At 52.9% G+C, this 25,936-nt stretch carries 20 protein-coding genes and 2 tRNA genes; 15 read left to right on the forward strand and 7 right to left on the reverse strand.

Features of this window, described 5'->3' with window-relative positions:
- The 4 genes from RWJ96_RS03525 to rbr form a co-directional block, all read left to right on the forward strand.
- On the forward strand, positions 1-744 hold a 744-nt coding region (locus tag RWJ96_RS03525; protein ID WP_314018976.1), incomplete at its 5' end, for an HAD family hydrolase.
- A gap of 136 nt (positions 745-880) precedes the next feature.
- Positions 881-1,477 (forward strand): Rrf2 family transcriptional regulator, encoded by a 597-nt coding sequence (locus RWJ96_RS03530; protein ID WP_314018977.1) that lies wholly within the window; start codon positions 881-883, stop codon positions 1,475-1,477.
- A 19-nt stretch (positions 1,478-1,496) separates the two neighbouring features.
- The gene (locus RWJ96_RS03535) at positions 1,497-2,450 is read left to right on the forward strand and encodes an adenine glycosylase (RefSeq protein ID WP_314019061.1); all 954 of its coding nucleotides are present in this window, start codon (positions 1,497-1,499) and stop codon (positions 2,448-2,450) included.
- Positions 2,451-2,627: 177 nt separating this feature from the next.
- A complete protein-coding gene (gene rbr, locus RWJ96_RS03540; RefSeq protein WP_314018978.1) occupies positions 2,628-3,173 on the forward strand; it encodes a rubrerythrin in 546 nt (181 codons plus the stop codon).
- A gap of 777 nt (positions 3,174-3,950) precedes the next feature.
- Here rbr and nth read toward each other — a convergent pair.
- Positions 3,951-4,622, reverse strand: a complete 672-nt coding sequence (gene nth / locus RWJ96_RS03545; protein WP_314018979.1) for an endonuclease III — start codon at positions 4,620-4,622, stop codon at positions 3,951-3,953.
- Between the two features lie 288 nt (positions 4,623-4,910).
- Here nth and mfd point away from each other — a divergent pair, with 288 nt between their 5' ends.
- The 8 genes from mfd (at position 4,911) to RWJ96_RS03585 (ending at position 15,973) form a co-directional block, all read left to right on the forward strand.
- On the forward strand, positions 4,911-8,354 hold the full coding sequence (mfd, locus tag RWJ96_RS03550; protein ID WP_314018981.1) for a transcription-repair coupling factor: 3,444 nt from the start codon (positions 4,911-4,913) through the stop codon (positions 8,352-8,354).
- 2 nt (positions 8,355-8,356) lie between these two features.
- Positions 8,357-9,439: a Gfo/Idh/MocA family oxidoreductase gene (locus RWJ96_RS03555; RefSeq protein WP_314018983.1), complete on the forward strand. Its 1,083-nt coding sequence runs from the start codon at positions 8,357-8,359 to the stop codon at positions 9,437-9,439.
- A 5-nt stretch (positions 9,440-9,444) separates the two neighbouring features.
- Positions 9,445-10,350: a nucleoside triphosphate pyrophosphohydrolase gene (gene mazG, locus RWJ96_RS03560; protein WP_314018984.1), complete on the forward strand. Its 906-nt coding sequence runs from the start codon at positions 9,445-9,447 to the stop codon at positions 10,348-10,350.
- 194 nt (positions 10,351-10,544) lie between these two features.
- Positions 10,545-11,495 carry a hypothetical protein gene (locus RWJ96_RS03565; RefSeq protein WP_314018986.1) on the forward strand — a complete coding sequence of 317 codons (951 nt, stop codon included), beginning with the start codon at positions 10,545-10,547 and terminating at the stop codon, positions 11,493-11,495.
- Positions 11,495-12,565, forward strand: a complete 1,071-nt coding sequence (locus RWJ96_RS03570) for a phosphatase (RefSeq protein ID WP_314018988.1) — start codon at positions 11,495-11,497, stop codon at positions 12,563-12,565. The genes RWJ96_RS03565 and RWJ96_RS03570 overlap by 1 nt, the downstream gene beginning before the upstream one ends.
- Before the next feature lie 29 nt (positions 12,566-12,594).
- A tRNA-Leu gene (locus RWJ96_RS03575) sits at positions 12,595-12,679 on the forward strand.
- A gap of 481 nt (positions 12,680-13,160) precedes the next feature.
- A complete protein-coding gene (locus tag RWJ96_RS03580; protein WP_314018989.1) occupies positions 13,161-14,900 on the forward strand; it encodes a UTRA domain-containing protein in 1,740 nt (579 codons plus the stop codon).
- Positions 14,894-15,973, forward strand: a complete 1,080-nt coding sequence (locus RWJ96_RS03585; protein ID WP_314018991.1) for a transketolase C-terminal domain-containing protein — start codon at positions 14,894-14,896, stop codon at positions 15,971-15,973. The genes RWJ96_RS03580 and RWJ96_RS03585 overlap by 7 nt, the downstream gene beginning before the upstream one ends.
- A 57-nt stretch (positions 15,974-16,030) precedes the next feature.
- Here RWJ96_RS03585 and RWJ96_RS03590 read toward each other — a convergent pair.
- The 3 genes from RWJ96_RS03590 to RWJ96_RS03600 all read right to left on the reverse strand — a co-directional run bounded on the left by RWJ96_RS03590 (position 16,031) and on the right by RWJ96_RS03600 (position 18,386).
- Positions 16,031-16,105, reverse strand: a tRNA-Glu gene (locus RWJ96_RS03590).
- Between the two features lie 68 nt (positions 16,106-16,173).
- The gene (locus RWJ96_RS03595) at positions 16,174-17,202 is read right to left on the reverse strand and encodes a hypothetical protein (RefSeq protein WP_314018993.1); all 1,029 of its coding nucleotides are present in this window, start codon (positions 17,200-17,202) and stop codon (positions 16,174-16,176) included.
- Positions 17,199-18,386 (reverse strand): hypothetical protein, encoded by a 1,188-nt coding sequence (locus tag RWJ96_RS03600; protein WP_314018994.1) that lies wholly within the window; start codon positions 18,384-18,386, stop codon positions 17,199-17,201. The genes RWJ96_RS03595 and RWJ96_RS03600 overlap by 4 nt, the downstream gene beginning before the upstream one ends.
- A gap of 307 nt (positions 18,387-18,693) precedes the next feature.
- On the opposite strand from RWJ96_RS03600, the gene RWJ96_RS03605 reads away from it, so the two are divergent.
- From RWJ96_RS03605 to deoC, 3 genes are all read left to right on the forward strand, one after another.
- The gene (locus RWJ96_RS03605; protein WP_314018995.1) at positions 18,694-19,908 is read left to right on the forward strand and encodes an iron-containing alcohol dehydrogenase; all 1,215 of its coding nucleotides are present in this window, start codon (positions 18,694-18,696) and stop codon (positions 19,906-19,908) included.
- A gap of 536 nt (positions 19,909-20,444) precedes the next feature.
- On the forward strand, positions 20,445-21,473 hold the full coding sequence (locus RWJ96_RS03610) for a hypothetical protein (protein ID WP_314018996.1): 1,029 nt from the start codon (positions 20,445-20,447) through the stop codon (positions 21,471-21,473).
- A gap of 145 nt (positions 21,474-21,618) precedes the next feature.
- The gene (deoC, locus tag RWJ96_RS03615; RefSeq protein ID WP_314018997.1) at positions 21,619-22,260 is read left to right on the forward strand and encodes a deoxyribose-phosphate aldolase; all 642 of its coding nucleotides are present in this window, start codon (positions 21,619-21,621) and stop codon (positions 22,258-22,260) included.
- A gap of 236 nt (positions 22,261-22,496) precedes the next feature.
- On the opposite strand, the gene RWJ96_RS03620 is transcribed toward deoC, so the two are convergent.
- From RWJ96_RS03620 to RWJ96_RS03630, 3 genes are all read right to left on the reverse strand, one after another.
- Positions 22,497-23,381, reverse strand: a complete 885-nt coding sequence (locus RWJ96_RS03620; protein WP_314018998.1) for a YjjW family glycine radical enzyme activase — start codon at positions 23,379-23,381, stop codon at positions 22,497-22,499.
- A gap of 19 nt (positions 23,382-23,400) precedes the next feature.
- Positions 23,401-24,903, reverse strand: coding sequence for a YjjI family glycine radical enzyme (locus RWJ96_RS03625; protein WP_314018999.1), 1,503 nt, complete (start codon positions 24,901-24,903; stop codon positions 23,401-23,403).
- Positions 24,904-25,051: 148 nt separating this feature from the next.
- Positions 25,052-25,783: a Crp/Fnr family transcriptional regulator gene (locus tag RWJ96_RS03630; RefSeq protein WP_035427769.1), complete on the reverse strand. Its 732-nt coding sequence runs from the start codon at positions 25,781-25,783 to the stop codon at positions 25,052-25,054.
- Positions 25,784-25,936 lie beyond the last annotated feature (153 nt).

The raw sequence follows: 25,936 nt of genomic DNA on the forward strand, positions 1-25,936 counted from the left end.
ACTTTGGATGCGCTGTCGCAATGCGATAGTGCAAATTCCATATCCGCAGAATCTGCTAACACAGAACACACTTCAGATTCAATCAAGAAAATTGCTGTTTTTGATTTTGACGGAACCGTCATTTCTGGACAGTCAGGACTCTTGTTCTCTGCGTATTTGCTCCGCCGTCACTTGTCTTCAATTTCACGTACGTTGAAGCTTTTGTGGTGGGGAACCCGCTACAAGCTGCATCTTCCTCAAAGGCAGGAAGAGGCTCGTGAGCTGGTTGTTGGCGCGCTTACGCAGTATAGCGTTGAGTTTGCAAATGCCGTCATGCACGATTTTCACCGCGAGGTAATTGAGGGGATGTATCGCCCTCAGGCGCTGGAAGAGGTACGTCGTCGGCAGGCAGAGGGTTGCTGCGTGCTGTTGGTTTCAGCAACGTTTGAACCTATCGCGGAATTGGCCGCCCAGAAGCTGGGAGTGGACGTGTTTCTCGCCACAAAGATGCAGGTGGGAGCAGACGGACACTACACTAGCAAGGTTGACGGCCCCGTGATCGAGGGTGCTCAGAAACTGGTCTCGGCAACCGAGTGGTGCAACCAACGCTTTGGCGAGGGCAACTGGGAGATTGCGTACGCGTACGGCGATCACTACTCGGACGCAACGCTTTTAGCGGCAGCCCAAACGCCGTGTGCCGTTTGCCCTGGTCCAACGCTTTCCAGGCTTGCAAACAAGCGCGGCTGGAAAATTTTGAACTGGTAGCAACGACTGAACTAAAAGCAGCACCTGAACCGATAGCAAGAATCAACCTGTAACAATGATTGGCCTGGTCACAAGCCAGATACGTAAGTAAAGCAGTCCCTCGCGTGGACAACAAGAGGGGGTACTTGGAGAACCGATGGAAATTTCACGCAAAACTGACTATGCAATTCGCATGCTTTCTTCGCTGGTGAGAAGCCCAAAGAAGCTTCTTTCTGTTCGCGACGCCGCAGAAGAAAACGATATTCCATACTCCTTTGCTCGCTCAATCCAGCATGACCTGGTCATGGCAGGCGTAATTGTCAGCACGCGTGGCGCTCACGGCGGCATGATGCTGGCCATTGATCCAACTGAGGTGAGCGTTCTTGACATTGTCGAGGCAGTTCAGGGACCTGTTTTTATTTCTAGTTGTGAGTGGGCTGGTCCTAATAACGAGCCATGCCCTCGCCGTAATTCCTGCTATTTTGGACCCCTTTGGTGCAGCGCCGAGAAAACCTTGCGTAATTTCTTTGCGTCCGTGACTCTGCATCAAGTTGTTGTAGAGGGTCTTATGCCAGAGATGGTGGGCGAGTTCCAGCTGGTAAAGAATGAGAATGCCCAGCGTAACGAGCAAATTATCCAGAACGCCACTGCAGCTATTGAGGCTGAGATCACTGCAGGTACCTTCGATAACTTGCTTGATGGTGAGGTTATTTCTGCTGAGAAAAAGCCTTACGAGTTCAACATTGGTCGATAAGAAAATCTCACATACAAAAATGAGTGGCGAAGTGGAACCCGCATCAGAACTCACGCCGGAACTGCGCGCATTTGTCGAGTTTGTGGCCAAGAAAGGACGCGAGTTGTACCGTGATTTGCCTTGGCGTCGCACGTATGACCCGTATGCTATCTGGATTTCTGAGGTTATGCTTCAGCAAACGCAGGTCAGTCGTGTAGATGGCCGCTGGCAGAGATGGCTGGAGCGCTTCCCAACGGTCGATGCGCTAGCCGCCGCAGCGCCTTCGGATGTGCTTGAAGAATGGCAAGGCCTGGGCTACAACCGTCGCGCTTTGTCCGTACATCGAGCTGCTCAGGCAATTTCTGAGGCTGGCGGCATCTTTCCACAAGATTCAAAGGAGCTGGTAAAGCTTCCAGGCATTGGTCCGGCCACTGCTGCGGGTATTCGTGCGTTTGCGTTTAATCTGCACGGTGTTTACCTGGAGACTAACGTGCGTACGGTCTTCCTGCACGAGCTGTATCCGCAGGCAGAGGGCGTACCAGACTCCGAGCTTGTCCCGCTGGTAGAGCTAACGTGCCCTGCGAGTGCTACGGACGCTGCGAACGCCGACGGCGCTGCGAACGTCGCGGACGCCGACGGCACCGCGAACGATGCCACAGCGGAGCTCACGCCACGTAGCTGGTACTACGCCCTTCTCGACTATGGTGCGTACCTGAAGAAAACCATTCCCAACCCTTCGCGAAGGTCAAAAAGTCACGTCAAACAGTCACGCTTTGAGGGATCTCATCGGCAGAAGCGAGCCGAGCTCTTGCGTGTTCTTCTCGCCCATAAAGACGAGGGAGGAGCGGAGTTTGATACGCTTCACCAGGAGCTTTGCCAGATTGAGGTCAATGCGGGGCGAGAAACCCTTGATGAGCAGGTTACCCTTGGCTTACTTGAAGAACTTGCGAAGGAAGGCTTTTGTCAGAAAAATGATGAATACTGGATGCCTTAAATGGTTATAATTCATAGTGCTGACGAAGGGGTCAGTATATGAGCATAAGTGCTAATGATTATCATTTGCATTTGTTCACCACAGGTAACACGGCGCTACCCAGGCGCTTAACATCGCGCTCACAAGCGCTTTGACATGCGTTGACGTGCCACTCGTTAGCGCGGGAGAGGAGAAAAAATGGCAGTAGATTTTGAGAATTCTCAGACAAAGAAGAACCTCGAGGCAGCTTTTGCTGGTGAGTCCCAGGCTACCAACAAGTACAGCTACTATGCTTCCCAGGCTGCAAAAGATGGTTATCAGCAGATTTCCAACATTTTCACCGAGACTTCTGGCAACGAGCGCGTTCACGCTAAGCTTTGGTTCAAGTATCTCCATGGCGGCAAGATTCCAGAGACTGCAGAGAACCTCAAGGACGCAGCAGCTGGCGAGAACTACGAGTGGACCACTATGTACGCTGACTTCGCTAAGGTAGCTGAGGAGGAGGGCTTCGCAGAGATCGCTGCTAAGTTCCGTCTTGTCGGCAACATCGAGAAGGCTCACGAGGAGCGCTATCAGAAGCTTCTTGAGCGCGTTGAGTCCGGTGAGGTCTTTGAGCGCGAGGGTGTCAAGGTTTGGAAGTGCCTCAAGTGTGGTCACCTGCACGTCGGCGCATCTGCACCAAAGGTCTGCCCAGTCTGCGGTCACCCACAGGCATACTTTGAGGAGCAGTCCCTTAACTACTAAGTTGTAGATGCTCTGAGTTGCGAAGTCGCAGCATAAAGTTTTAGTGCGTTACATGTACCCGCCAGCAGGTCATCGGCTTGTTGGCGGGTTTTTTGTGCGTGGATGTTGCTGTAGGGCGGGCTTCTCGCTATATGCTCGTTGCGCGCCTGGTGGAATTTTTGTATGTCGCCAGCTAATCTGCCCGGTGCGCGCCTGATTTCATCAAAGAATCTGTAACTTTTGCCTGAGAACGTTAAAGAATCGGTGGATTTGCCTGATTTCATCAAAGAATCTGTGTCTCAAACACAGATTCTTTGCACTTTTCAGGCGGGGTTTAAAGCGTGTCCGAGTTCGCCCTTTCATGGAGCCTGATTTTCTCACCATGTCTGAGTGATTTGCCGGAAAAGTACGCCAAATCTGAGCTATTTGCCGGTTTTTCTCACCATGTCTGAGTAAATTTACTCAGACATGATGCAGTTTTCAGGCTCAAAATTTAGGGCCACGTAGTCTATCTTTCACGCGCCTGATTTCTGCAAAGAATCTGTAAATATTGCCTAAAAATGTAAAAGATACTGTGGATTTGCCTGATTTTGTCAAAGAATCTGTATTCAAAATACAGATTCTTTGCACTTTTTAGGCGCGCGTGCTGTTATGGCGCGCATGCTGTTATGGCGCACCTGGCGAGAAACCCGTGCGCTCGTAGCATGCGCTCCTGGCGAGAAACCCGCGCACTCGAGGCGTCTCGTGGCGCCCGTGCGCTCGCAGCTCAGCGCCGGGCCAGCGTGCCGGGCTCCGTGCTTACCCCTTGAACCAGCGGTTGGGCTGTTCGTAGGAGGGGCAAATGTCGCTCATGGGACAGCCAACACACTTGGGGTTGCGAGCAGTGCAGGTTTCTCGCCCAAAGTGAATCCACTCCTCGTTGACGTCTTTCCAGAGCTCATGGGGGAGAAGCTCAAGCAGATCTTTCTCGGCAGCTAGTGGCGTGGAAGCTGAGCTTAGGCGCATGCGCTTGGAGATTCTGTACACGTGTGTGTCCACCGCGATGCCGTCGACCACGTCAAACATCTTGTTGAGCACGATGTTTGCGGTCTTTCGACCAACGCCCGGGAGCGTGACCAGGTCTTCCATGGTGCATGGAACTTCTCCGCCATACTCCGTCAGCAGAATCTGTGCGGTTTCCACGCAATGCTTAGCCTTTGCGCGCCAGAAACCGATGGTCTGGATGACCTCTCCGACCTCGACGGCATTGGCCGCCGCCATGGAAGGCGCGTCTGGCCAGCGGCGAAACAGCTCGGGCGTAACTTTATTTACCGCGGCGTCAGTGGTCTGCGCCGAAAGCATAACGCTGATGAGCAGGGTAAATGCATCGTGGTAATCCAGCGCGCTCTGGACGCTTGGATAGAGCTCGTGCATGCGTCGGCACAGCTCAATACCGCGTTCTACCTTGACTTTCTTTGATTCTCTGGGCATAACCTCTCCTCAATTCATTCTATGTGTACCCAGTATGTAGTTACGTTATCACGTGAGGCGAGAATAGCAAAATAGCTGCATAACAGCTACAATAACAGCCCAATTGAAAAGTTATCAAACCTGTTCGTGGGACGTCGCGGGCACGCGCGGCGGACGCCGCTGGTTGATGTCTGTACGGTCAGCCGTAACGGCATACGCGCCTGCGCGCCAGACGCAGCAGCGTCCAGTAAGGTTTGGTGTAACCCGCATGCGTTTGCATGTGGGTTTAGCGGCATGGCGGGAGACTGTGTGTTTATCAATAGAGTTGCTGCTCAACTACTGAGCGCGCCCGAGCTAGAGAAGCTGAAGCGAGAGCTTTCGCGTGGATCAGACGCCACGCTGTCCCTTTCGCAAAGCGCTCGTCCGCTGATGCTAGCTGCACTTTGGGCGCAAAATCCCCGCCCATGCCTGCTAGTCGTTGCGGGTGAGGACGCCGCGGACCGCACGGCACGCTCACTTGCAGCGTGGCTGGGAAACGACGCCGTGCTGCGCTATCCCAACCGCAAGGATCGTCCCTGGTCGGATACCACGCCAGACGACGCCCTTATTGGAGCTAGGTGCCGTGCCATCGCCAAGCTTTCCGCTGGCGAGAAGGTCATTGTAGTTGCAAGCGCTCATGCGCTGATGCGCAAAGTTCCCCCTGTTGGTTCGGGTTATTTTCTTCCTGCAACGTTTACCGTTGGCGACGACGTCCCCTTTGAGGACGTGGCCTCGCTGCTCGTGGGCATGGGATACGCCGATACAGGCGAGGTAGATGCTCCTGGCACCTTCCACATTCACGGCGATACGGTTGATATCTTCCCAACCCAAGCTACAAGTCCTGTGCGCATTGAGTTTTTCGGAGACGAGATTGACCGCATCAGGCGCATGGTGGCAGCAACCGGACAGACTATCGGTGCCATTGATGAGGTTACCGTTGCCCCAGCTAGAGAGCTTGCGTTTACCAAAGAGACCGTTCGCCGCGCAGAAGAGGCGCTCTACACGCGCGCGCAAGAAAACTCTGCACTCGCTGCTGACCTGGAGCTCATTCAGCGCGGAGCTCAGGCTCCTGCACTTGAGCGCTATCTTCCCGTGTTGTACGGAGGCTCTGCCAGCCCGCTTGAGCACATCTCTTCGAAGACACTGGTAGTCCTTGCGGAGCCACGCTCGCTATTTGACGACTGCCAGCGCGCCTTTGACGAAATTACTGCATCCGCAACAGCATCAAAAGTGAAACTAGATGGTCTGTATACAGATCCCAAGGCCATGGACTTTGGCTCGCAGCAGCGCTTGTCCTTCTCGTCGCTTCTGCGTACGGGAGCTGCGGTAACGTCGGAGCTCTCTGTGGTGCAGCCATCTATTGCGGGTTCAGACACAAAGCTTTTGGGTCGCGTGAGGCAGCTGGTGCAAGACCGCGATGCCGTGGTATTTGCGGTTCCAGACCGTGCCGCTCGAGAGCACCTCAAGTTGCTTTTCTCGGATGAGTCCATTCCGTTTGAAGAGTCGCTGGGTACGGCGCTTGAAAACGAGCCTGATCAAAACGGTGCTTACGCGCCACTCAAGCGTGGCCGCGTCACGTTTACCGACGCACCTGTTCCCGCCGGAATCATTATCCCTACAGCTAATCTAGCAGTGCTTTCTGTCTCGGACTTGACGGCCAGGAGCGCGCGCAACAAGAAGCACTCCAAACGTATTGACCCCACAACGGTGACGTTCCCGTTTAAGCCGGGCGACTACGTTGTCCATGCAACGCACGGTATTGCGCACTTTACCGCTATTGTGCGTCAAGAAGTTGCAGGTAGAGAGCGTGATTACTTCCTGCTTGAGTATGCCAATGACGATAAACTCTATGTGCCCCTGGAGCAGGTTGACCGCATTACGCGCTATGTAGGACCTGACGGCAATAATCCACGCCTGACCAGGCTTAATACGGCAGATTGGTCGCGCGCCACTAACAAGGCAAGAAAGTCTGCCAAGAAATTGGCATTTGACCTAGTAGACCTCTATACGCGTCGCGCTTCAGTGCCGGGTTATGCGTTCTCGCTGGACACTCCCGCTCAGGAGGAGATGGAATCCAGCTTCCCGTATCAGCTGACACCAGACCAAGAAAGTGCTGTTGCAGACATTAAGCTGGACATGGAAGCGCGCAAGCCAATGGACCGTCTGCTTTGCGGCGACGTGGGCTTTGGCAAGACAGAGGTGGCGCTGAGAGCTGCATTTAAGGCGTGCCAAGATGCTCGTCAGGTTATGATTTTGTGCCCAACTACCATCTTGGCTCAGCAGCACTATGAGACGTTTTTCTCGCGATTTGCTCCGTTTGATTTGAAGGTAAGCGTGCTTTCGCGTTTTGTTACGCCTGCTCAGCAGAAAAAAGCGCTTGAGGGATTTGCAGACGGAACCGTAGATGTGCTGGTAGGAACCCATAGGTTGCTCTCAGCTGACGTCAATCCGCACGACTTAGGCTTGGTTATCATCGACGAAGAGCAGCGCTTTGGCGTTCAGCACAAAGAGCAGCTCAAAAACATGCGCGAGCAGGTAGACGTGCTGACGCTCTCGGCAACGCCCATTCCGCGCACCATGCAGATGGCCATGAGCGGCGTGCGCGACATGAGCCTGATTTTGACGCCGCCACCTGGCAGAAAGCCTGTTCAGGTAATGGTGGGCGAGTACAACCCGGATCTTGTTTCCGCAGCTATTAGAAGTGAGCTGGAGCGAGAAGGACAGGTGTACTACGTGTCCAACCGCGTGACCACTATTGATGAGGCGGTGGCTCGCGTGGAGGAAGCCGCGCCGGAGGCTCGCGTGGGCGTGGCTCACGGTCAGATGAGTGCTCGCGAGGTAGAAAACGTCATGCTCGCCTTCCAGGAGCACGAGATTGACGTTTTAGTGGCCACCACCATCATTGAGTCCGGCATTGACAACTCGCATACTAACACGCTGATTATCGAGGACTCACAGCGCTTGGGACTGGCTCAGTTGTATCAGCTCAAGGGTCGTGTTGGTCGCGGTAGGCAGCAGGCGTACGCGTACTTTATGTTCCCGGCGGAGTTGCCGCTCACAGAAGAGGCTACCGAGCGCTTGACGGCAATCAATGAGTTCCAAGATCTGGGCAGCGGCATGCGCATTGCCATGCGTGACCTGGAGATTAGAGGTGCTGGCTCCCTTATGGGCGCTGAGCAGCACGGAAACCTCTCCAGCGTTGGCTTTGACCTCTTTACGCAGATGCTGGGCGAGGCAGTTGCTGAGGCTCGCGGTGAGTCGGCAGAGCTGGAACAAGCTGAAGTTACCATCAATCTACCTGCAGATTTCTATCTTGATGAGGACTATCTGCCAGAGGTTGACCGACGCGTTCTGGTGTATCGTCGCCTTGCCGCAGCTACAGAGCTTTCCGATGTTGATGCGCTTCAACAAGATACCGAGAATAGCTTTGGTGCTCTGCCTCTTGCAGGTAAGAACTTGTTTGATCGTGCCCGCGTACGCATCCGCGCGCAGCGTTTGGGTGCAACGTCAGTGAGTCTGACAAATGGTCGTCTGGTATATCTGGGTGTAGAAATTCCTCGCGAACAAGCCCTCAAGTTGAAGGGTCGCGGTGCTATTGTGTATCCAAAGACGCATAAACTGGCGTATCCGTTCCACCGCAATGAAGAGCAGCTGATGCCCGCCGCCTTAGGAGTTCTTGAAGAGCTTGGTGGCGACGACGAGATTGAGGAGTAAATATGAGCCAAACAGCAGGTCAGACGTCGCAGAACGCCGCGAGCGCCGCACAGAACGTCGCGTGCACCGCGCAGGATGCTGCGAGCGCCGTGGACACGATCTTTGCCGCACCACACCTCAGGTGGGGTGTTATTGGCTGCGGAGTCATTGCAAATCAGATGGCAGAGGCGTTGGCTTCGGTTGGTAGAACCATTGACGGCGTGGCCAATAGGACACAGGAGAAGGCCGTCGCGTTTGCACAAAAACACCACGTCAAGCGCGTGTATGACAGCATCGACGATCTTCTCGCCAGCGACGAGATTGACGCGGTGTACCTGACCACGCCTCACAACACGCACATCATTTACCTGCGCAAAGCACTTCAGGCGGGCAAGCACGTTCTGTGCGAGAAGTCCATTACGCTCAACTCGGCTGAGCTGCTTGAGGCCGAAGAACTTGCTCGTCAAAACGGCGTTCAGCTCATGGACGCCTGCACCATTTTGCACATGCCTCTCTACAAAGAGCTGGTTAGCCGCGTGGAGGCTGGCGAGTTTGGTCCAGTCAACCTGATTCAGGAGAATTTTGGCAGTTACAAAGAGTTTGACATGGAGAATCGCTTCTTCAATCCCAAACTTGCGGGCGGCGCTCTGCTGGACATTGGCGTCTATTCGCTGACGCTGGCGCGTCTTTTTTTGAAGAGTCAGCCTCATGACGTGCTCTCCATGATGAATCCGGCCCCTACCGGCGTTGATCAGACGGACGGCATTTTGCTCAGAAACGCCGAGGGTCAGATGGTTGTCCTGGCGTTGACGCTTCACTCCAAGCAGCCAAAACGCGCTATGATTTCCGCTGATAAAGCCTTCATTGAGATTAAGGAGTACCCACGTGCCGACGTTGCTACAATTACGTGGACTGACGACGGCAAGCAGGAGAAAGTCCAGGTAGGACGCACGGCTGACGCGCTGGCATACGTGCTGGCAGATCTGGAGTCCGCTGTTTCAGGAGACGCTTCTGCTCAGGCGCAGCTTGAGGTCTCAAAGGACGTTATGGAGCTCATGACCGGCCTGCGCAATGACTGGAATTTCCTGTACCCTGAGGAGCAGTAAGTTCTATGACATCTGACGAGAAGATCGCCCAGCTAGCTGCCGCAGTTGATGAAGAAACAAAAGCTCGTCCCGGAGCACCGCAGGCACACCCGGAGTTTGACCGCCTGATCAGAACCATCTGGCGACTTCGTCAGGAGGACGGCTGTCCTTGGGATAAGGAACAGACGCATCAGTCTATCTCAAAGAATATGATTGAGGAGGCCTACGAGGCGGTCGAGGCTATTGCTGAGGGCTCTCCCGAGCACCTTGAGGAGGAACTTGGCGACGTGCTTGAACAGGTAGTTCTTCACTCGCAGATTGAGGCGGACAGCGGTACCAGTGCAGGCAGTGGGGTGCGCGATCGCGCAGCGGGCTTCGACATCGACGACGTATGTCGAGCGCTCAACCAGAAGCTGGTACGGAGACATCCGCACGTATTTGGGCCAGAAGCTGGCTCAACGTCGTCGGCCGCGGCCGTCTTGGATGTGTGGGAGAGCGTCAAGGCTGAGGAGCGCGCCAGTGCAGAAGATACCGTGCACACCGAGGGTCTTCTCGACTCGGTTCCACAGTCTCTACCTGCGCTCATGCAAGCGCAGAAGATTTCAAAGCGCGCCGCAAAGATGGGTTTTGAGTGGGCGTCTGTCGATGACGTGTGGGACAAGGTTGCCGAGGAGCGCGCGGAGTTTGACGCTGAAGCCCCAGGTACGCAGCAGAAAACGGACGAGTTCGGCGACATATTGTTTGCGCTGATAAACGTTGCTCGCTGGGAAGGCGTTGATGCGGAAGAAGCGCTGATGAGCGCCTGCAGGAAGTTCCGCTCTCGCTGGTCGTACATGGAGAAAGCCGCTGCTGAGAGAGGCTTCTCGCTTGACGAGAAACCCGAGCTACAAGAAGATTTGTGGCAAGAGGCAAAACGTCATCTTGATGCGTAAACGAGTTGCGTAAATCTCAACGAGGACGTGCTACTTACCGCAAAGCTTACGACTTGCCGTGGAGTGACGACTTCTATTCGGTGAAACGATGAAATTCCAAACTGAGGCAAGGCTATCGGCGCTGCCTCTGCCATAATAAAGATGTTGCAATTTGTTGCGACGCATCACCAAACAAACCAGAAATGAGATCCGTGATGAGTCAAGACACCACTAAAAAGAGTGGTACAAAAAGAAAAACAACGCCCACCAAGCGTTCCGTTGAGCCTCTTAAAGAGACTACCGCGGAGCACGCCGCTGGTGCTCTCAAAATATTTTCAACTAAAAAGGCCGAGAAACCCCAGGTAACTGAGAAATCTCAACCTGATCAGAAGTCGGCCGTGGCAAAGAAATCTGTGGCGGCTCCAAAAGACACAGCGTCGTCAGAGGGCACGACGCCATCAAAACAAGCATCTTCCCAGGAGAGTTCCAAGGACACCAAGTCTAAAAGAACTGCTCCTGTTCAGAGGATTGATAGGACTCAGAGGTCCGAAAGAGGTCAGAAGTCCGAGCGCGGACAGAAGACTGAAAGAACCAATAAACCGCAGTTCAGCGTAGCTTCTCTGGTAGAGCTTAAAGACAACGCACTTGACTTCGCGCGTAATCATACCAAGCTTGTCGTTTTTCTCGGCGTTGTAATCTTTTTGCTTGTGGGCCTGTATCCGCCAATTCGTGGCTACTACCACGCTGTTCGCGAGCATGATGAGTTGCTGCTAAATCAGCAGAAGCTCGAGGAAGATCAAAAACGACTTGAGTCCGAGGTTCAGGGTCTGCAGACAAAAGAGGGCATCATAGATGAGGCCCATAAGCAGGGCTTGGTTTCTGGCGGCGAGGAATCTGCGCGGGTAGAGGGCCTTGATAAAAAGAAGGACGAGAATACCGTTCAGCACCCTGATTATCCTTGGTACATCAAGGTGGGAGACTTTGTTTTTGGATTTACACCAGGCGATTCCGGCAATACTGAGGCTCCTAAGAGCGCAAACTCTGACGATTCTACCTCTGTGCCAGCTCCTGAAGAGTCTCACGAGCAGAAGAACTCCGGAGAAGGCGGATCTTCTGAGGGGTCCGGCGCCGACAATTCAAAGTCTGATAGTGGAAACTCACACTAATGCTTCTAGCTGCGATTGATATTGGAACCGTAACTGCTCGACTTGCGCTTGCGCAGGTAGAGGACGATTGCGTCATTCGCATGGCCAAATACACCGAGATTGTTAATTTGGGCGAGGGTGTTGATACGGCAAAGCGCCTGCTACCTGAGGCAATTCACCGTTGCGTTGGTTGCGTTTCTTCTTATGTTGATCACGCGAGAAAAGAGGGCGCTGAGGCGGTTGTTTGTACGCTCACAAGTGCTGCTCGCGATGCAGAAAATGCTCCTGACCTGGGAATGGGTCTAGCATCACTGGGACTTGAGCCCATGATTATTCCAGGTGAAATTGAAGGCGCGCTCACATTTCTGGGTGTCTCTCATGATTTTGAGAATCATCGCATTCTTGTTGCCGACAGCGGCGGTGGCTCAACTGAGCTGGTCGTTGGCACGCTGGCAGGCCAGCCTGTGGTTCAGGGCGCAGGTCAGAGTGCAGGTCAGTCTGAGGCTCAGTCGGTCGATCAGTACGCAGGGCAGCAGCTTGGAGGGCAGCAGCTTGACATTAACTTCGTCGAGTCCGTTGAGCTTGGCTGCAGACGCTTGACCGAGCGATTTAATCTGTCATCGGATCACCCATCAGCTGAGGATATTGATGGGGCTCACAAAATGGCAGCTCAGATGATGTCTGAGGCTATTGGGCGAGCTCAACAGCAGTGTGCAGCGCCTGAGCTTCTGGTTGGTGTTGGAGGAACCGCAACCAGTCTCATTGCCATCAGGGATCACCTTGATCCGTACGATCCGTCAAAGGTGCACCTCAACCACATCTCGCTTGACGAGGTGTTGCAGATAGAGGGGCTTCTCGCCGGCAAAACGCTAAAGGAGCGAGAAGACATAACGGGATTGCAGGCAAAACGTGCGCCTGTCATGCTTGCGGGAACTATTTTGCTTGCAGAATTGATGAAGAATTCAGGCTTCAAACACCTGGTAGTAAGCGAGAGTGACCTGCTCTTTGGCCTGGTGGTAACTGCAGCTGCCGTTCACCAGGGAAAGCAGTCGCCTGTGATTTGGCAGCCAATTTTGCGCGCGCTGAATTAAAAGTAGTGGCATAATAGCTAGACATATCCGGGGGCGTGGCGGAATTGGCAGACGCAGGGGACTTAAAATCCCTCGACTTCGGTCTTGCGGGTTCGAGTCCCGCCGCCCCTACCATTTTTGTTGCAGAATAAATAGCGTTTTAGCTGTGTATTTTTAGAAAATATTCAAGTATTAGTCGTTTTTGAGCGCGAAGAGTACATAGCTCTTGACCTGGTAAAACTTAACTCGACATTCAGCTCATGGGACAAAAATGGGACATAATTTAGAACAAAGAGCGCGTTGTTGAGTTTTGATATTTCGCTTTACAGAGGTCTGTGCAATGTTAGGATTATTGGCAATGATACGTCTCGCTGACATTCTACGGAACCGAGACCAAAAAGCGGCTGCCATCGTGTAACCGCTTTTTTCATAAGAAGAAGCTATGAAAAAGCCTTTTCTTTCTATTGATCAGCAAATAGAACTCTCAAATTCAAGAGGTGTTATAACAGATAAAAAGTCAGATAACTCCTATTCTGTTCTCTTTCAGAAACTTGTATACTACTTGTCTTGTACCTAACGTATGCATAACTAATTTCTAACTCACTTCGGAGGACCTATGTCATTTGAGACAGGTGTTTTTCCGGTTTTAGTTTCTGAAGATGCGGCTACTGAGTCATTTTCTCCCCAGGTCAGAGGAGGACTCAATTCGTCGTCCGCTACACCTCTTCATGTTCAGTTGTCAGATTTGATGCGCGTCAAAATTCTGTCAGAAGACTGGAAGGCGGGAACGTACATTCCGTCTGAGGCCGAATTTATGGCGCAGTACGGCGTGAGCAGAGGAACCATCAGAAAAGCTATTCAGTCCCTGGTTAAAGAGGGGTTACTGCTTACTCAAAAGGGTCGAGCAACGCAGGTTATCTCTAACACCGTTCGTCATGCGGCGGGAAATACTGTGCTTTCATTTGCGGCCGCGCTCAGAGATGGCGGCTTTGAGTATCAAACTGAAGTCCTGTTTAAGCAGGTGGTTCCTGCAGATCAAGCCGTTGCCGAGCACCTGGAGATTCCCGTTGGCTCTGACGTACTCTTTTTGCGTCGTGTCAGGAGCGTCTCGGATAGACCTGTAGTGTGCCAGGAATCATGGTCCAACCTGCTTGTTTGTCCTCAGCTTGAAGAGGCAGACTTTGAGAATGAGTCGCTCTTTGACGCGGTTGAAAGAACATCTCAAAAAGAGATTGCGCGCTCTCGCATGCGCTATCAGTCACAAATTGCAGGTAAAGACCATGCCGACTACCTGCAGTGTTCTCCAAATGAGGCTTTGCTTGTACTTGAGCAGGTAATCGAGCTGTCCGACGGCAATTGCATTGAGTGGAGCCAGACTTGGCTTGCCCCGCATCAGAGTGTTGTTGGCGTATCTGAGCAGGTAGATGGCTCTATTGGACCTCTGGACATCTCTTCTGTTCGTCAGTCAGAGCACGTGGGTGCATCGCTGACTTCTGCAGAAATAGACTCTGATCAGCGCAAACAGCTTGAACTTGATTTGCGTCACGAGGCGCTGGCAGTGCGTCGAGGCATTATCGAGCTGGCACATCGCTACAGCTCAACGCCATTTCACATTGGCGGCGCGTGTTCTGTAGCAGACATAGTCTCCGTGCTTTTGAGCAAGGTTATGCAGGTAGGCCACAGGGATTGCGAGTGGGAACTCAGAGACCGCTTGATTCTCTCTAAGGCTCACACATCACTGGCTTTGTTCCCAGCTCTTCTACGTGCAGAAATGATCTCTCAAGAGGATATTGACCGCGGGGTCTTTGGACCCGATGCCGTACTCTTTAAGCATCCACTGCGAGACCCTCAGCGTGGCTTTGAAATTTCTGGTGGCAGCCTTGGCATGGGCTTGGGCTATGCCGCTGGCCTGGGGTTAAGCCTTCGTAGAAAAGATCTCCCTTCTCGCGTTTTTTGTATTTTGGGCGACGGCGAGTGCGACGAGGGTTCCATTTGGGAGAGTGCCGCGTTTATCGGCCACAACCAGCTCTCCAATGTCACGGTCATTGTTGACCAGAACCGCATGCAGCTGGACGGCCCTTGCGCGTCCATTTTAGACACCGGTTCAATTGCAAGAAAGTTTGATGCGTTTGGTTTTGAGTCTGTCGAGGTAGACGGACATGATGTGCTTGCACTGTACGACGCATTAAAGCAGCAAACTTTAAGGCCTCGCGCGATTATTGCGCACACCATCAAGGGCAAAGGACTCTCGTTTGCCGAGAATAACGTCTCGTTCCACGACGCGTGCGTGACGGACGACCTCTATGAACAGGCATTGTCTGATCTGAAAGTTGCAGAGGAGGCATGCTCATGCTAGGCACATCTTTGCAGCCAGCGTGCATTTCGGCTGAAGAGTCGCAGATGCTTGCAGGTATGAATACAAAAGAGGTATTTGGTTGGGTAATGGGTAAGCTCGCTAAAGATGACGAGCTGCTAACCGTTGCTGTTGCCGACTATGGTCGTCGTTTGAACTTGGACCGGTTCCGTGAGCTTAGACCAGACGGCTACATCCAGTGCGGAATTGCAGAGCAGAACCTTATTGAAGTGGCGTCTGCCTGCGCAAATGAAGGTTTTCACGTCTTTGCGCCGTGCTACGCCACGTTTGTGACCTCGCGAACGCTGGACCAGATTCGAGTCAACCTTGGCATGATGAAGTCGCCCGTGGTGCTTGTGGGTGTTGCCGCTGGCTGCGAATCCGCAGCTACAGGCCCATCTCACATGGCTGTGGAGGACATTGCGATTACCAGGACCATCCCGGGGCTTTCCGTGCTCAATCCGATCGATAATGCCCAGCTTGCGGCCACGCTCATGGAGCTTGCAAAGCATCCACGACCAGCTTACGTGCGTATGACCTCGTGCGATGGTGTTAATCTGCATCCAGATGGTTACGTTTTTGATGCCTCAGGTGTCGAGAAACTCTTTGAGTCAGCTTGCGCGGTGGACACGGCAAGCGCAGACGGCGTGTCGGTCACCGAAGCTGCGGCATCCGAAACCACAACCGTCACTCAGCCGAAGCGCGTAATCGTCCTAGCAACAGGTGCGATAACCAGCCGAGTTGTCGATGCAGCACAGAGAGTTGCAGAGCAGATTGCCGCTCCCGTCCGAACAAATATCGAGGTCTACGGTGTATCGATCCTCAAGCCGCTTGACGCCTCTCTGACGAAAATCTGTCAGAATTCTGACGTAATTATTACCGTTGAGGAACACAGCGTTTTGGGTGGGTTTGGCAGCGCAGTTGTCGAGCACCTCAGCGCTTCAGGTGCATGCCCGCAGGTAATTCGTGTAGGTATGCCCGATAAATACCTTGAGGCGGACGTTCACCACAACATTCTTGCGCGTGCAGGACTATCGGTTGAGAGTCTACAAGAGGTTTTTCTCGCCAACTGTTAATAAGGCTTAAAAACAAAAACCCAAGGGAGCACGCGCTGCCTTGGGATTTGCGTTCTATGGTGCCCCCAACGGGAATCGAACCCGTATTGCCGCCTTGAAAGGGCGATGTCCTAACCGTTAGACGATGGGGACGCGAAGAAAAAGTATAGCAAAGATGCTGCAGATTTCTAGGGCTAAACGGCGCGATTTTGGGCTTTCATCTATTCTTCGTTTTCCCACCAGTCGAGTCCGGCCTTAAACGCGTAGTCGCGAGCGCTCTGAGTCACGCCGGGCACCGACTCTGCCCACGAAATAAATTCCGGTACGTCGGCGATAATCGCTTCGGCCTCGTGAACTGCGATAACGTTTTCGGCAAACGTGTCGGGCGTAAAGTTGATTCTGCACGGAATGTAGAGATCAACAAAAGATGGCCTGAGCAGCGCATATGCCGCTCCCTCGCCGAGGTTGACAAAGCCTTTCAGCGCGCGCTTTGCCGCGGGCATGCGATTCAACTTGAAGAACAGCAGCGTAAACGCCAGACGCATCCAGGCATTTGACTGATACCCGCAACTCTCGTCAAGCTTGTGGAGTCCTTCCTCGTCTTCCAGGCGAGCAAGAACATATGCCAAGGTAAAACGTGCACCCAGTAAATCTGTTGGCGAGAAAAACAAGAGGTCTTCACAGGCTTTTTTGGAGAGCTTGAAGCAGGCGCAATCTGTTGCTACATGGGCAATCTGCGCATAGAGGCGCAAAAGTGGTCGAGCTTCAGCGCAGGTCCAAGCGTCGCCGTGAGTTTGCTTTGCTTGCTCTAGTTTTGGTCTAAAGATAGAGTCAAATTCTTTTTGCAGGTCAAGTAGGTCGTTGAGGATTGCTGCAGGATGATTGTTGGAAATCTGTGCAAGAATTCGCTGTGCTTCAAGATTAATGCTTGTGTTAGCAAGAGCTGGGTTTTCAATGATATTTGTCATTTGATTATGCAAGAAGTTAAGCAGATCCATCCGACTTGCAAAGAAGTCAGCATCGGAATCAATTTCTTTAGTAATTCCATCCTGATACTTGCCAATGACATTGACGTATTGAGCAAAAGCCTTTTCTTCTTCATCGGCAATGAAGTCTTCAGGCGAAGCTTCTACCGCAAGTTTCAACTCATAGAGAGCTGCCTCAGATACGATGTTCTTTTCTTGCGCATGCTTGGTTACTAGGCGGTCTACCTGTTCACTGACCATATCGTTAGCGGAATGCTTAATCACTTTGCATCACCGCCCGAGCATGGATTATTTGGCCCATCAATATGCGGTCCGCTTGGTCGCGGGCCAGCGGGACCTCCGGGGAAGTCGGGGCCAGCTGGGCCGTCGGGAAAGTCGAATCCACCAGGGAACGAATCGGCTGAAGCGAACAAGGCATTTGCCTGCATTTGAAGTTCTTTTTCTGCCAGCTCAACGGTCTTTGGGTCTCTCGCCCTAACTTGATCTGCAAGCCAACGACCAAGAACACCGCGTCCTATCAGGTCATTTCCTTCTTGCAGCAATACAGTTGCCTCTGCAATGGCAATGATGAGCTCGTCCTCAGAATAGGGAAGTACGTTGAGACGAGAGAATTCTCCCTCAGGCAAATCCTTCTGTACGAAACAACAAAGTGTTGCCTCCGGATAGCGCTCAATCAGCAGGTCAAGGTAGTGCTCCGCCTCAACCAACTCACGCTTCTTGAAGTGTATGGCCAGGCGAGCCAGCAAAATCCACGGGTCATCTGCCCCGCGAGGCGGATCAAGCTTGCGGTACTGATCCATGAGGTTGTCGAGGGCGTCTTCGTCCTCGAGTTTTGCGTATGCGAGCGCAAGCGTAAAACGAGCATCGGCTGCGTCTGCAGCGTCAAGCTCCAGGAGTTTCTCGCCATATGCAATGGCGTCTTTGTTGCGGCCGCAGATAAGCGCGCGAGAAGAAAGCGTGGCTAACCAGCGCTTATAGGGGTTGATGGCCAGGCGCTGGGCAAGTTCTGCCTGCTCGGCGGGAAGCCCTTGCGAGGACTCTTGCGCCTTCTGGTAGCACACGGCCTCAACCTGGGGGAGCTTCTCAACAAGGAACTGGTAGTAGGCGTCAAAAAGCCTGCTATTTGAGGCGTGGAGCATGCGCTGGGCATCAAAACAATTGGGGTCCAGCTGAATGGCCTGATTGAGGAGGCGTTTTCCCTGGTCGATAAGGGCCTGCGCCTGAGATTCTTCGACAAACGGCAGGCGGTAATCAACAATCTCGGCCGCTTGCGCAACTAGATTGAACGCGCGGTCTTCGTCGGTTTGAGGGAGGGAATTGCGGTCGTTGGAGAATCGCCAGTTGAAGTCCTTCATTAGCGTAGCAATGCTGTCCTCGTCGCCGACTTGCGTGCGAGCAAAGCGGAGGATAAGCCGCTGGTAGTCTTCTTTTACCGGGTCAAACGCCACAGGATTCCTTTCTCTCTTAGGTAATGATATCGCAGGTTATTGAGGTGTGCAGCGCAACTCCGCGAGCGTCGTAAGAAGATTGTGAACGGCAGACGGAAACGTTTGGAGTGGACGGGTTTCTCGCCAGAAGGGCGTCAGTATCTTGTCAGAGGACTGCATAAATTTTCAACGATATTGCATAAAATGACACTTTCATTTTGGTCAGGTGTCCAAAATGAGCTAGAATAGAAATGTTGAGAAGAAGTAATTGCGAAGAATGGCTTCGCTAGCCGCTTAGGGAAGCGGCACATAGTTAAGGAGAGGTTTTATGGGACGTTTTACAAATCCACGCGATCTGTATTTTGGCGAGGGCGCTCGTCACGAGGTTAAGAACCTCAAGGGTAAGAGGGCAGTTATCGTTTCCGGCGGCAGCTCCATGCGTCGTGGCGGCTTCCTTGATGACATCGAGAATGACCTCAAGTCCGCAGGTTTTGAGGTTGCTCACATTGAGGGTGTCGAGTCCGATCCTTCCGTCGAGACTGTTATGAGCGGTGCTGCTAAGATGAGCGAGTTCCAGCCAGACTGGATCATTGCTATCGGCGGCGGCTCCCCAATCGATGCAGCTAAGGCTATGTGGATTAAGTACGAGTACCCAGAGACCACTTTTGAGGACATGTGCAAGGTCTTTGGTCTTCCTGAGCTCCGCACCAAGGCTCACTTCTGCGCAATTTCTTCTACTTCCGGTACCGCAACTGAGGTAACCGCATTCTCTATCATTACCGATTACCAGAAGGGTGTTAAGTACCCACTGGCTGACTTCCAGATTACCCCTGACGTCGCAATTGTTGACCCTGAGCTCACTTACGGCATGCCTGTTAAGCTTGTTGCTCACACTGGTATGGACGCACTGACCCACGCTATCGAGGCATACGTTTCTACTGTTGCTTCTATGTACACCGACGGCGACGCTCTGCACGCAATCCGCGAGATTGTCGAGTGGCTGCCAAAGTCCTACGCAGGCGACAAAGAGGGACGTCAGCACATGCATGACGCACAGTGCCTTGCTGGTATCGCATTCTCCTCTGGCCTTCTGGGCATCGTTCACTCCATGGCTCACAAGACTGGTGCTGCATTCTCCGGTGGACACATCATCCACGGTTGCGCAAACGCTATGTACCTGGGCAAAGTCATCCAGTTCAACGCTCGCGACGAGCGCGCAAAGACTCGCTATGCATTCATTGCTAAGGAGATCCTGCACCTCGAGGGCAACACTGAGGACGAGCTGATAGAGGCACTTGTTCAGAAGATTCGTGACATCAACGACGCTCTTAACATCCCACAGGGCATCAAGAACTACGGCGAGGGTGGAACCAAGTCCGAGACCTCCATCATCGACGAGAAGGAGTTCTTCGAGAAGGCTCCAGAGGTTGCTCGCCTTGCTATCGAGGACGCTTGCACCCTCTCCAACCCACGCAAGCCTACCCAGGAGGAGATGGAGCAGCTGCTTAAGTGCGTCTACTTCGACCTTCCTGTCGAGTTCTAAGATCTAGCTTAGACACTTAGCTTCGCTAAAAGCCTGGTAGCGTTCTGCTACCAGGCTTTTTTGTGCGCACCGGTGTGAGCGCAGGCGGATAGGGCGGACGTGTGAGGATGGGCGTGGTCGCGAACGTGCTGGTGCCAAAAGTGCTTTGAGTTACGCCAAAGTGGTAAAAAATCCGTTTAGTTGGAAGTTTCATTTTTCTGCATACAACGTTTGCCCACATAAAAGTTTTTGGTGCGGTAAAAAATCGTCTTAGTTGGAGATGAAACGACTAATTTTCAATTTTCATTTCCAACTAAACGCGTTTTTTACCTTTTTCGGCACATAACTTTGAGCTCAAAAATTACGTATTCATAGAAATGTATTTAATAGTACAAATATGCAGAATTTTGAAATAGGACAGTGAAATTGCACGGCAAGCCTACGGAAGGACGTCAGAACAACAAATCTTGCACAGATTTCCTATGTGATTTCAAATCGGTCAGATTACTTGCGCCATTTCCGGGTATGGAATTCATACTTTTTCGCGAAGGAGTGCTATGGATTACTGTCTTTCGTACTTTTCAGCGTTTAATTTATTGATGAGTTCCTCTAGGCCATTTGATTCGTCGTCGGCAGCAAATACTATGGTCAGAGTCCCTGTTGTTCCCGAGTCTACACCTGGTGCAGCCATGGAGCGAGAGCTTGCCGTCTACTATGGACATCTGCCAGAAATACAAGGCGTGCGTCTCCATCAGGAGCTTAATAGTAAGGTTGACCTGCTAATTCGTGACCTGAATTCTGCGTCTACAAGAGAAAACGTTTCGCTTCATATCTGTAATTCAATGGTTCCGCCATCGTCGCTCTTGCCCATAGGTGCTGACTTAAAAGGATTTATTACTTCTCCGGAATTCACTTATTTACAGGTTGCTTCAAAGCTTGATTTTATTGGAACAATCCTTGCAGGTAGTGCCCTGTGTTCCGATTATTTTTTGAATCAGGATGGCCGCGGTGGAGTTTCGCAACGCCAAAATGGCCCTCTGACAAATCGTGCTGCAATCGCAAAGTTTCTTTCCACGCAAGGAAGAAAGCGCGGCATCATCTCAGCTAAACGAGCGCTTCAGCATATCGTAGAGAAAGCTCGGTCACCCCGAGAAGCTTCGCTTGCCCTTCTTTTGTGCCTTCCGTATAACCTTGGTGGCTTTAACCTAGGAACTGTCGAGCTCAATAGGCCAATTGAGCTGGAAAATCGATATGGCGAGAAAATCACTCGAATTCCTGACTTAACCATTCAGCTCAAGGATAAAAGAAAGAAGCATGCGACGGTGCTGCTAGATTATGATCCAGCGGTAACGCATGCTGGCGACCAAAGAGTCATGCGAGACTTGGACAGAGAAAACGAGCTGGTAACGGGCATGCAATGCCCACATTTTTCGGTTTCTGGAGAGATGTTAAAAAGTTTCTCAAGCGTTCAAGGTTTGGTCCGTCAGATTCGCGAGTCTACAGGAATAGTCGCACGTGACACAACTATTTCTGATCTTGAAGATCGTCAACGAGCGCTGTGGATGCGGCTATTCAAAGCCAGGTAGTTAAGCCAGATAGTTATGCCAGACAGCTAAGCCAGACAGTTATGCTGGATAGCAAAAACCAGGTAGCCGCATCTTTTACGTTGTGCTTGCCGTACAATAGAGGGGCACAAATCGTTCATAATCGCATAGCCAGAAGGAGAAAATCGTGGAAGTCAACGGCCTTATCGACCATACAAATTTGAAGCAAAACGCAACCGCTGAGGACATCAAGAAACTTTGCGCCGAGGCAAAGCAGTATAAGTTTGCCACCGTCGCAATCAATTCTTGTTGGGTTTCCCTGGCTCACGCCGAGCTCGAGGGCTCTGGAGTTGGCATTACTTCCTGCATCGGTTTCCCTCTGGGCGCCGCTTCGACTGCAGCTAAGGTGGCCGAGGCCAAGCAGAGCGTTGCCGACGGCACTACCGAGATTGACATGGTCATCAACGGTGGCCACCTGGTCGCTGGCGAAGACGACTACGTTATCGCTGATATCAAGGCTGTTGTTGAGGCCGCTGGCACCGTGCCCGTTAAGGTAATCCTGGAGTGCTGCCTGCTTGATGACGAGCAGATCGTTCGTGCTTGCAAGGATTGCATGGCTGCTGGAGCCGCGTTCGTCAAGACAAGCACCGGCTTCAGCACCGGCGGCGCAACTGTTCATGATGTCGCTCTGATGAAGCAGACTGTCGGTGACACTTGTAAGGTTAAGGCTGCTGGCGGCATCCACAATAAGGCTGACGCTGAGGCAATGGTTGCGGCTGGCGCTGATCGTCTGGGCTGCTCCAGTGGAATCGCTATCGTCACCGAGTAGCTCGCTGATCAGGAGTTTACCGGACCGACACTTCACTGATAGGTAAATGAAAACGACCCCGTAGCATGTGCTGCGAGGTCGTTCTTTGTTATGGAATAGTGGGGTGGCGAGAAACCCGCCGGAGCGTCGAGAAAACTATGCGAGCTGCGGCTTGCGCCACCCGGATGCCGTGCGCTGCTGGTATCGCGGTTCACGCCGCGTCTGCCGCGGCTGGCACCGCGCACCCGTCGCGCCAACTAGCTGACGACAACCTCGCCAAAGCCCAGACTGCGGGCTTGCAGCTCAATCGCTTGCATACGCTCGTCGCTTGGAGAAGGGGAGTTCTCCATCGGTCCGCGCACGCCAAAACGCCTGAACTTCATGAGACGAATGCGTGTCTGACCGACCTTCTCGCCAAGGGTAGCGGCAATGCCGTCAACTGCGGCTTCGGCGTCGTTCCAGCCTTCGGTCACGATGACGCGGACCTCTTCCAGCTTGTTTTGCTCGGCCAAAAACGCAAGATTTTTGCGGACTGTGACGCCATTCTCGCCGGTCAGGTGCTCAAACCACTGATCGTCCCAAGCCTTAACGTCAAGCATGACGCCGCTTGAGAGATTCAGCAGGTCGCGGTACTCGGTGAAGTCGATGGTGCCGTTTGAGTCGATGAGACAGTTCAGACCAGCTGCGTTGCAGTAGGTGAAGAGCTCGTAGAGGAAGTCGGGACGGAGCATGCATTCGCCGCCTGATGTGGTGATTCCGCGGATGAACGGCATGTTAGAAATGCAGCGGTCGGCCACCTCGCGTGCGCTGAGCAGCTCAATCTTTGGCGTGGATTTATGCTGGCAAACCTTGATGCAGTTGTCGCAGTTGATGCAAATGGAGTTGTCCCACACAACCTTGCCGTCAGCCACGGACAGGGCGTGAGCTGGGCATGGTTTGACGCACGCCTGGCAGGAGATGCATTCCACCTGGGTCTCGGGGTTGTGGCAGTAGGCGCAGCGAATGTTGCAGCCCTGCAAGAAGACGGCGGTTCGGCTTCCTGGGCCATCTACCAGCGAGAAGGGAATGATCTTGTTGACAGGAGCAACGCACCCAGTTGGATGTGTTGCTCCCAAAGTTGTTTCTGTTGCAGTGAAGGTCACGATTGCGCAGCTCTTCTCGCTAGTCGCTCATACGAACCTTGCGGTCGGCAAGGTGGTTAGCGGTGAAGTTGCCCAGGCCGTCGTGAGCGGTGTCCTGAAGAACAACGTCGCCGGACTGGAACTTCTTCATCTCGGAGCGCTTAGCCAGGAAGCCGGTAATGCGGACCAGGTCACCCTCGGAGCTGTAGAATGAGAGGTACTTGTCGTCGATGGAGAATGCGGCCTTGACCACGTCAACGACAGCGTCTGGGTTGCGCTCAGCAGTTGGCTCAGCTGGGAAGATGTCGGAGACGCCGCTGTTGAAGAAGCGGTGCATGCGTGCGCTGTGGCGAATGTGGTCGTAGAGGTTTGCAGGCTCGTCGCCAACCTTGATGCGGACACCTGGGGTAACGCCCTGCTGGTCGGAGAAGCCAGCCTGTGCGTGCAGGGTGAAGCGACCGCCAAAGACCTCGGAGTAGACGGCGTCAAAGCTGTTGACCTGGTCGGCAATCTTGACCATGATCTTGTCGGCCAGCTCGTTTGCCTCATCATCCTTGCCGTAGGTGCGGCTGCTATCAAGGTGTAGCAGCTCAGCGACGCACTCGCTCATGCCGGCAACACCAAACATGCCGCAGAAGCGCTCGCGAGAAATGAGGCCTTCCTTAGCCAGGAAGCTGGTCTCAAAGAAGTTGGAATCTTCAACAATGAAGCGGACGCGCTCGTTCATGAAGTTCAGAACCTCGCCAGTTGCGGTTGGCAGCAGGTTGTTCATGAAGTCGTCAACGTTGGTTGCAAGCTTTGCGAGGCCAGGGAGAAGCACGCGGCTCAAGGTGTAAGCGCCGCCGCCCATAGGAAGAACGTTGTAGCAGCTTACGACGGTGTACTCGCCAGGGTAGGTCTCTTTGTGGATGCGGTGGTTAGCAAAAGCAGGGTTAGAGCAGACCATGGTGGTCTTGACGGCCAGGCGCATGAACTCGTCGGATGTGACCTCTGGATCGTACTTGAGAGTGAAGTTTGGAACGGCGTTCATGAGCTCGCGGTCAACCTCAAGCAGCAGTCTACCTGCACGAGTGTCCTCTGGACCAATGTTTGCGTGGCAGTAACCGCTCGCAACGGTGCGGTCGATGTGGTTCAGGAAGCGGCGCAGACGAGGCTTAATCTCTGCGTCAGTCATGCCCTCCAGGAATGGATCGATAATCTTGTCCAGCTGGCCAACATAGACAGGGCGGCTGGTTACGGAAGGAACGTTGTCGTAGAGAGCGGCAAGGCCCCAGAGCAGGTCATCAAGGGTCTCTGGCTTGTCAAAGCGCAAAAATTCGGAACCGTTCTGAGCAAACACCTGATAGTCAGGGCAGATGTAGCGAGGGCGGTAAGGAGCGTTGCCCTCACACATGTCGTCAAGAGCGTGAGCTGCAAAAAGACGATCAAACTCAGCAGTTGTCTTGATAGGATGCTCGGAATTCTCGGCAGCCTGAGCCAGGTGCAGAACCTTCTGCTTGTACGAGAGGTTGTCGGAAGTGATGATGTCCATGAACTCGCTCATTAGTGCTCCTTACGTTTATCCTGCAAAAACAGGTTTGTGATTGCGACGGGTACGTCGGTCGTTCCAAGTTATGGTGCACCGCGTTGCGCGGCGCGCTGCCTGGGGCGAGAAGATCGGTCTTGCCCAAGCGTTGTGCCAGGTACAGAGGTTAGTCCAGAAGGTGGGATTCTCCCTCGTGTTTCATTGCATCGTCGAGGCGCTGGAATTGCCTCTCGGTAATGACAATCTTGCCGTGCTGAACAGAAACCATTCCCCTCTCTTTAAGCTCGTCGATGCCGCGGGCAACAGTTTTTGTGCTGGTACCAATCTTGTCTGCCAGCTCTTGCCTGGTCAGGCGTACCGTGAACGGCCACTCAACAACGCCGCGGTGAATCTGATCGCGCGTTAGCTCGCTAAGCATGTACATCAGGCGCTTGGTTCCGCTCCAGGTCAGCAAGCTGCGCTCGTAGCCAGACTGACGTGTCAGATTCTTGATAATCCAGCGTGAGCGGGTAAGAAGTGCCTCAGGGTCCGAACGAATCCACTGCAGGTAGTCCTCGCGTGGAACCGAAATAAACTCGCAGCCGGAAGTTGCGGTGAGCGATCCCAGGTAAAACGGGCTCTCGCTGATAACTTCCATCTCACCAAAAGCAACGGGCGCACGATACTCGTCAATAACATACGTGCTACCTGCGGAATTATGCGACGTGGTGCGCACGGTACCGCGGCACAGAATGTACACGTTATCAACGCGGTCCAGCATGTGGACAAGGGTCTGTCCGGAATTAAGACGAATCTGCCTACAATGAGAAAGACGATTAGCGGGAACGCGAGAAGCCCATTTGATGATCTTCTTCCGAACATCAGAATCAAGACTGTCAAGGTAGGTTAGAACGTTCACACGAGACCTCGCTGTTCTTGCTTCGTGAGTCCTCATTACAGGACAGTTTTGGCTTAAGTTTGAGTAATTGTACCTGCTCCCTAAAATAAAAATAAGGACTTTTGTCCACTTTTTGAGATAATTTTCTTGAACGGTATTGGGCTGCGATTAGGT

Origin of the sequence: Lancefieldella parvula, from assembly GCF_963547875.1 — a bacterium.
Classification (GTDB): domain Bacteria; phylum Actinomycetota; class Coriobacteriia; order Coriobacteriales; family Atopobiaceae; genus Lancefieldella; species Lancefieldella parvula_D.